This window comes from Vibrio sp. 1249-1 (assembly GCF_033340495.1).
Genome location: NZ_JAWOWJ010000002.1, coordinates 739,462 through 747,884, shown reverse-complemented (window position 1 = coordinate 747,884; position 8,423 = coordinate 739,462). Strand labels below are relative to the sequence as shown.

The following is an 8,423-nucleotide window of genomic DNA, read 5'->3' as shown; positions in this document are numbered from 1 at the left end:
GTGCAAGGCAGTGATACCGGTACGGCGACGATAGTGGATGACGGCACGGGGCCAGGCCCCGATCCGGATGATGACCGCCCGAATGTGACTATTTCAGACGCTGGTACGATTAATGAGGGTGAGACAGCGAACTTCAAAGTAACGTTGTCGAACGCCGCCGAGTCTACAGTTCAAGTCGAACTAGGCCTGAACTTGGGTGACACCGAAGCCGGTGACTTAGGTACCTTGGAATACAACACCGGAAGTGGTTGGGTGACAGTGCCAAACGATGGTGTGGTGACCGTGCCGGCAGGGCAAACTGAGTTTGATGTGCGTATCGCTGCCATTGATGACGCTGTTTATGAAGGCCCTGAAGATTTCAGTGTGACGGTGACTGGCATTGGCGCAGTGCAAGGCAGCGATACCGGTACGGCGACGATAGTGGATGACGGCACGGGTCCGGGCCCCGATCCAGATGATGACCGTCCAAGCGTGACTATTTCAGATGCTGGCACCATTAATGAGGGTGACACAGCGAACTTCAAAGTGACGCTATCGAACGCGTCTGAAGCGGAAACGCAAGTAGAGTTGGGTCTTAATCTCGGCGATACCGAAGCCGGTGACTTAGGCACCTTAGAATACAACACGGGAAGTGGTTGGGTTGCAGTGCCAAACGATGGCGTAGTAACGGTGCCAGCAGGGCAAACTGAGTTTGATGTGCGTATTGCTTCCATTGATGACGCCGTTTATGAAGGCCCAGAAGATTTCAGTGTGACGGTGACTGGCATTGGCGCAGTGCAAGGCAGTGATACCGGTACGGCGACGATAGTGGATGACGGCACGGGGCCAGGCCCCGATCCGGATGATGACCGCCCGAATGTGACTATTACCGATGCTGGCACCATCAATGAGGGTGAGACAGCGAACTTCAAAGTGACCTTATCGAACGCCTCTGAGTCTACAGTACAAGTCGAACTAGGCCTGAACTTAGGTGACACCGAAGCCGGTGACTTAGGTACCTTAGAATACAACACGGGAAGCGGTTGGGTTGCAGTGCCAAACGATGGCGTGGTGACGGTGCCGGCGGGGCAAACCGAGTTTGATGTGCGTATTGCTTCCATTGATGACGCGGTGTACGAAGGCCCAGAAGATTTCAGCGTGACGGTGACTGGCATTGGGGCGGTGCAAGGCAGCGATACCGGTACGGCAACGATTATTGATAATGATGCTCCTCCTTCTATTTCAAATGTTGTGAATGCAGTTGTTTCGGAAGAAGGTTTAGCTAATGGTATCCCTGATAATACAGGATCACCTTCAGACACTACTAACTCCGCAAGTTTCTCAGGAACATTCACAGTTGCCGATCCAGACACGGCGAATGTTTCAGTGGTATTGGCAGGTCCTAACAACCTAACATCAGGAGGGGAGCCTATATCGTGGACGTGGGACAACAGTACTCAAACGCTGACTGCGAAAACTGCTCACCTGAGCGTTGTTGCTACTGTTGTGCTGAGCGAGCCTTCAGCTTCAGGTCAAGGCTCTTGGGACTATACTATTACTCTGTTTGAGCCACTTGATCATCCTGTTAATGATGTGGAAGACATCATCAACTTTGATTTACAGATTTCTGTAAGTGATGGACAAACAACAACATCTCAAAGCTTAAATGTGGCCGTTGAAGATGATTGCCCATACGTGCCTGTTGTTGTTCAACCCGTCGATGTGTCGCTTACTGGTGCACCTAACGTTCTGACAGGGCGCATAGATTTTGCAGGAAGTGAGGCAGATGCAACCAGTCGAACATTTGGGGACGTTGTTGTGACTGCAAACGGTTTTGTGTCTGACGAATCTGTGATGCTGGGAACAGCTGAAATCAATCAATCATCAGAAGGGATTGGCGTTAAAAGTTCTGGTAACAACGGCTTCCAATTAGAAAACGAAGTCGATTATCGATTCGCGGGTAATGAGGGTGTATCAGAGCAGTTAATCATAGACTTAGGCAATAAAGTTGCTTACGGAGCAGAAATAGAATTTGAGAAAATGTTTGGTGGTGAACTTGAGAAAGGAATCGCATCTTTTTATAGAGATGGTGTATTAATTGCTCAGCAATCGTTCAGCTCTGACGCAAGCAGTGGTGATTACGCGGCAAATTTCAATGTTCAACAGGGAGGCTTTGATAAAATCATCCTCGAGGCGACCAGTAATGGCAATGGCCCGGATACTGAAGACAACAGTGACTTTACCGTTAAATCAATAACCTTTACAGGTGCGTACTCTGGCGTGCCAATTGCTAGTGCGGATGGGAACCTCGGTGCTGTATATGGAGCTGATGGCCCTGGTTCTATAGTCTTAAATGGAGGTGAGGCTGGTTTAGAGACTCTAGATGGTAAAGACGTGTTGATATACGTCGATCCACAAAACTCTAATAGACTGATTGCAGAGGCTGATGGAGAGCTTGCATTCGAAGTTCAACTTACACCTAGCACTGGAAAATGGGAGTTCTTCCAATACTTGCCTTTGACCTCACCTTATGGCGATGGGGATATCGATTTTAACTACACTATTACTGATAATGATGGCGACAGTAAAACGGGGTACTTTTCTGTCAACCCTTACGCCCCACCAATCGTAGAAGGTGTAACACTAAACGTTTCTGAGGAAGGCTTAAGCAACGCCATTGCTGATGACTCTGCTCTAAACGGCTTTGATGACACAACTGACTCGAGTTCTGATGTAGAACAATTGACGCTGGGTCAAACCGTTGATTCTGTTACGCTCAGTGAACCATCTACAGCTCTTACTAGTAACGGGATCTCTGTAACGTGGACGTTATCAAATAACGACCAAATGCTTATCGGTTCAGCGAACGGTGAAGAGGTTATCAAAATATCAGTCAATGATACTGGAGTGGTATCTACGGAGCTTCTTGGTCCGATTGATCACTCCAACCCATCTGGAGAAGACACCTTAAATATTGAGGTGCCTGTGCTTGTCTCGAATGCTCGTGGCCTTACTAACTCCACAACGGTCAACGTTATTGTGGAAGATGACTCACCAGATTCTGCATCTATTATTCACGATGTAGTTGCAGAAACTAAAGAAAGTGCCAACGTTCAGCTCATAATGGATGTCTCGGGTTCTATGCGAACGGATAATCGCTTGCAGATAATGAAAGATTCGGCAACTCAGTTATTGAATCAATATGAGTCTATCGGTCAAACGCGAGTTCAAATTATTACTTATAGCAGTACAGCATCCACTTACGCTATAGGTGCTGCGACGTGGCTGACGGTCGAGGAGGCCAAAGCGTATATTGAGACGCTAACTGCGGGTGGCGCGACTAACTATAACAACGCGCTAAATGAAGCAAAACAGTCATGGGATGATGTAGGTAAGTTAACCAGTGCGTCGAATGTTAGTTACTTCTTGTCAGATGGTCAGCCAAACCCTGCGTCATCATTTATAAACGACGCTCGCGAGCAGAGTTGGATTGATCACCTAACCGATCCTGATAATCAGATAACAGCCCTAGCGTATGGTATGGGCGTTAATCTTATGCCGGAGCAATTAGATCGCGTAGCATATGATGGCTTTTTGAATCAAGACCTTGATGGTGTTGTGGTTCCTGACGTAACTCAATTACCTCCGGTTATGTTGCAGTCAGTGATTCAACCTGTTGGGGGGAACTTGATGTATACCACTTCTCCAGATACAGGTATTGGTGCAGATGGTGGTTATATTAGCGAAATAGAACATGACGGTGTCACTTATTCGTTTGATGGTACAGACCTAATAGTAACTGACAATAACGATGGTATTTCGCATGCATTTGACGACACAACGATGCAGCTTACTATCTATATCGACAGCAAACATACTCTGGAAATCGACCTAAACGATGGTGCGTATGCATTTTATGGTGCAGTGGGTGATACAGTTGAAACGTTAGACTTCGATTATGTATTGACGGATAACGATGGCGATCAAAGTGAGAATACCCTGCAATTCGTTATTGATGAAAACGGAGGAGTAAATGCTTCAAGTAATGGCTCTGCAAATATTATTGAAGCTGAAGTAGACGTAAGTCATGACATCTTGATCGGTAATGATAACGAGGCAGATGTCTTTAAATGGGTCAACGACTCCTTGGATACAGGAACAGATCTAATTAGAGGTTTTGAGAGAGATTTGGACACCTTAGATCTGAGTGAAGTCGTTGAAGATGCAGGGCACAATACGATAGAAGAACTTCTTAATAGTATTGACTTGAACATTGATGGCGATGACTTATCTCTAGAAATAACCCATAACGATGGAAACTCAATTCAAACTATCGTAATAGAAAACGGGGCGACAGAGTTTAGTGATTTAATCGTGGGAAATGCGGACTTTGAGAGAGATGTGTTATCCGCACTAACTAAGGTTAACTTAGAGCCATAATGAAAAGGGCCAGTAGGCCCTTTTCTTCTGCTTTGTCTTACTTATTCGTAGCCTAAAGCACTTTACATGCAAAACCTTTTAAGTAGAAGCCTTCTGGATATGCTGTATCGGTTGGGTGGTCAGCGGCTTGCTCAAAACGCTCCACAAACTTTACTTGGCGGTTAGCGTCTACGGCTGCATCAGCGATGATTTTCTGGAACAGAACTTGATCCATCAAGCCAGAGCACGAGTAGGTCAGTAGAGTGCCGCCCGGTTTTAGAATTTGCATTGCTAGCATGTTGATGTCTTTGTAACCACGACATGCACCGTTTAGTTGTGCTTTGCTCTCTGCGAACTTCGGTGGGTCCATAATAACCACATCGAACTGAGTTCCTTGATCACGATACTCACGAAGCAGCTTAAACACGTCTGCATTTAGGAACACGGCACGCTTCTTCGAAATATCAAAATCGTTTAGCTCTGCGTTGAATTTTGCGGTATCTAAAGCAGGTTGCGACACGTCAGCGTTAATCACACGCTTTGCATCACCTTTTAGAGCGTAAAGTCCGAAGCCACCTGTGTAAGAGAAGCAGTTAAGAACTTCTTTGCCTTTCATATATTTCATCGCTTGCTGGCGACTATCACGTTGATCTAGGTAGAAACCTGTTTTGTGTCCGCCAACGATATCTACACTAATCTTTACGCCATTTTCTTCGATGACGACCGATTTAGGTGGCTCTTCGCCGTGCAAAACGCCCGTGCTCTCTTTTAAACCTTCTTTTTTACGAACGGCCACGTCAGAGCGCTCGTACACATTACAATCAGGGAAGCACTCAACCAGAGCGTCAACAATAGCCTGCTTATTGTGTTCTGCGCCAGCACTGAGAAGTTGGCACACAAAGAAATTTTGGTAACGGTCGATCGTAACGCCAGGTAAGCCGTCAGACTCTGCTGCGATAAGGCGATAACCCGTAAGGCCATCACGTTTGATAATGTCTTCACGAAGAAGTTGTGCGTCTTTAAGTCGTTTAACGAAAAACGCGGTGTCGATTTCTTCTTTATCAAAACTCCAAATACGAGCACGAATTTGTGAAGCTGGCGAATATGCCGCCTTAGCTAGCCATTTACCGTCGTGAGTGAATACATCAACCGTTTCGCCAAGAGCAGGTTCGCCCTCAACTTTGTTGATGCCTCGAGAGAAGATCCAAGGGTGCTTGCGCTTGACCGATTTCTCACGACCTTTAACCAAATAGATAGCAGCTGTCATTTCATTAGCTCTTGTTGAATTTTGAAAGGGGCGTATTGTCCGGGATGTAAATGGTAAAAGCAATATCCCTCGGCAATCCAGTACATTGTAGTGACTTTTAAATACAAAAAAGGTCACTAAAGTGACCCTTTTATTGAATTTGCTGTAATAGATTCCGTTGCTATGCTTTAAGTCCAGTAAGTAGTGCTTCCATTGTGTCGCTTTGCTTACGCAGTTGATCAACGTTTTGTGAAGTCGTGCTTATCATATTGCACACGTTATCTGCTTGAACTCGAATTTCTTCAACGCTTGAGGCGATATTGTCCGCGACTACACCTTGCTCTTCAGCTGCTGTTGCAATTTGAATGCTACTGTCGGAGATAGTTTGATTTTTATCTGCCAAAGAGCCGATTTCGTGATTCACTTCCGTCATGAGGTTTTGTCCCTCATTTGCGTTATTAACTGTCACTTCCATCAGCTTAGTAAGTGACTGACTGTTACGCTGTAACGATTCAATCATCGTTTGGATTTCCACTGTCGCTTGCTGAGTGCGTCCCGCAAGAGCGCGAACCTCATCCGCAACGACCGCAAATCCACGACCTTGTTCTCCAGCACGTGCAGCTTCAATAGCCGCGTTCAGAGCAAGTAGGTTGGTTTGCTCGGAGATCCCATTGATGGTTGTCACGACTTCATCAATTTGTGCTGCATTGGCATCTAACTCGGCAACGGCTTGAGACGCAGATTGAATCTCATTAGAAAGGTTCGAAATCGAGTGAAGCGTATTCTCAACTTTCACTTGTCCAGACTGAGCCACGTTTCGCGCATCATCGGTTTGCGTGCTTGAATCGTGAGCTAGTGTCGCGACTTCTCGAATCGTTGATGCCATCTGTTCAGTTGCACTCGCAAGAGAGTTGAGGTGTTCCTGCTGAGTCGCTGAAATATCTGAACTGTGATGAATCGATTGATTCAGGTCTGAGCTAATTTGTTGCATTAACGCCACAGACTCTTGAATCGACAGCACCATTTGTTGCTCTCGTTCTGCAACTTTGTCTATCGTAATAGCAATTTCACTAAACTCGTCGCGAACAGGGAAGAAGTTCATTCTCGCAGTTAAGTCGCCACCCGCAAGGGTGTTTAATGCTTTGTTCATCGTGAACATCGCGCCGCCAATAAACGTCATGATGTAGTAAACGCCAAGAGCGAGAATAAACAAGCTCACACAGATGATGCTCACTTGAGTCGTTGATAGGGCAGTCCATAAAGAAAGTTCATGGTTCGCAACCAAACTGTACGCACCATTTAAAACAGACACGGATTGCGAACCAGAGCCAATAGAAACGGTTTCTGAACCCGCTATGAGGCTTGCTACTTGAGATTGAGAAAGGTTGCCTGCCTCTATCAGACCTTTCATAAGCATGAGCTCTTCTTGGTACATACTTGAGATCAGTGTATTAGCCGCGCTATTAAGGACGAGAGTGAGAATGACTAAAGCAAGAAGAGGGAGAACGAAGAGCAAATAGAACTTTTCTTGAATCTTTAAGTGAATGAGATACTTATCAATCCAGCGGAATGGAATTTCTTTCATAATTATAATAACCGTGCAAAAACCCACTATCCTTAGTGGGGTGAATAGACGAAAAGAATATATCACTCAGTAAAAAGAAGCGGTACAAAGATGAACGTAAAGTGTGAGAGATTTATAGTAAAAGGTCATGTTCAAGGCGTGGGCTTTCGTTACCATACTTCCCATCAAGGATTGAAGCTAGGGTTAACAGGTTATGCGAAGAACCTAAACAATGGTGATGTTGAAGTGATGGCGTGTGGAACAGACGCGCAAATAGTTGCGTTTTCGGAATGGTTACAAGAAGGACCGCGAACGGCAACAGTAGAGCATGTGATGCAGGAGCCTGCGTCGTATAAGCCGTTACGCGGTTTTAAAATTTTATGAATCTACAAGCATTTAGCTGGCTTTGGTAGGCCGGCTAATTTGGTTGCTTGTTTGGCTGGCCCCTTTTTAAACAGCTTGAATAGATACTTACTGTTACCTTTTTCCGGGCCGTGCGCTTTTTCCATCGCTTTCACAAGCATACGCACTGCAGGGGAGGTATTAAACTCTTCATAAAAGTCTCGCACAAAATGCACAACTTCCAAATGAGCATCCGTAAGCTCGATGTCTTCTTCTTTTGCTAAAAGCTCAATCATACCTTCTTCCCATTGAGTATGATCCAATAAGTAGCCTTGAGCATCCGTTTCAATTTCTTTGCCGTTGTAAACGAACATAACGTTTTATCCGTTAAGTAAACATGGATGTTTATAGATTAGCGACAGCCGAGAATGTTCTCAACAAAAGAATCTCGAAGTCGTATCGAGCGAATCAAAAGCGTACAAAGTAGTGGCCTATAACTGAATACTCTTAAATTATATTTTAAGCATAAGTTTGTTTTTTTATTCGTGTTGTTAGAAAATTTTCGGGGTTGATATCGGTGGTTTTGCATTGTTATGCAATTCGCTTGGTGTGATTGATTTGTCAGTTATATTTATTGTTTTAGATAAGTCGATCACAACGAATATAAACTAGTTTTAAATCAAAAGAATAAATTGAAAAAAATCGTTATGTTCACCCATGCTTAACAACAACACGGAGCAATTCAGGAGTGTATGGAGTGGTCGAATCTTTTCGTTTCCATTGGATGGGCGGTACTGCAAGCATGCTTTAGCATTTTCTCTTTTCTATGTCTGACGGGATTTGTAAAACATAATCCTATAAAACCGAAGTATG

Annotated in this window: 5 protein-coding genes; 2 read left to right on the top strand and 3 right to left on the bottom strand. The window is 45.0% G+C overall.

Going from position 1 to position 8,423, the window contains the following annotated elements; translation table 11 throughout:
• On the top strand, positions 1–4,419 hold a 4,419-nt coding region (locus R7Z50_RS06725; protein WP_318148958.1), incomplete at its 5' end, for a Calx-beta domain-containing protein.
• A 52-nt stretch (positions 4,420–4,471) separates the two neighbouring features.
• On the opposite strand, the gene R7Z50_RS06720 is transcribed toward R7Z50_RS06725, so the two are convergent.
• Both R7Z50_RS06720 and R7Z50_RS06715 read right to left on the bottom strand, forming a co-directional pair.
• Positions 4,472–5,665 carry a class I SAM-dependent methyltransferase gene (locus R7Z50_RS06720; protein ID WP_054579311.1) on the bottom strand — a complete coding sequence of 398 codons (1,194 nt, stop codon included), beginning with the start codon at positions 5,663–5,665 and terminating at the stop codon, positions 4,472–4,474.
• A gap of 160 nt (positions 5,666–5,825) precedes the next feature.
• Complete coding sequence (locus tag R7Z50_RS06715) at positions 5,826–7,229, bottom strand: methyl-accepting chemotaxis protein (RefSeq protein WP_017821867.1); 1,404 nt, start codon at positions 7,227–7,229, stop codon at positions 5,826–5,828.
• A 90-nt stretch (positions 7,230–7,319) separates the two neighbouring features.
• Between R7Z50_RS06715 and yccX the strand changes: the two genes are divergently transcribed.
• A complete protein-coding gene (gene yccX, locus R7Z50_RS06710) occupies positions 7,320–7,592 on the top strand; it encodes an acylphosphatase (protein WP_017634611.1) in 273 nt (90 codons plus the stop codon).
• Positions 7,593–7,594: 2 nt separating this feature from the next.
• Here yccX and R7Z50_RS06705 read toward each other — a convergent pair whose 3' ends face one another.
• Positions 7,595–7,924 carry a TusE/DsrC/DsvC family sulfur relay protein gene (locus R7Z50_RS06705; RefSeq protein WP_005377396.1) on the bottom strand — a complete coding sequence of 110 codons (330 nt, stop codon included), beginning with the start codon at positions 7,922–7,924 and terminating at the stop codon, positions 7,595–7,597.
• Positions 7,925–8,423 lie beyond the last annotated feature (499 nt).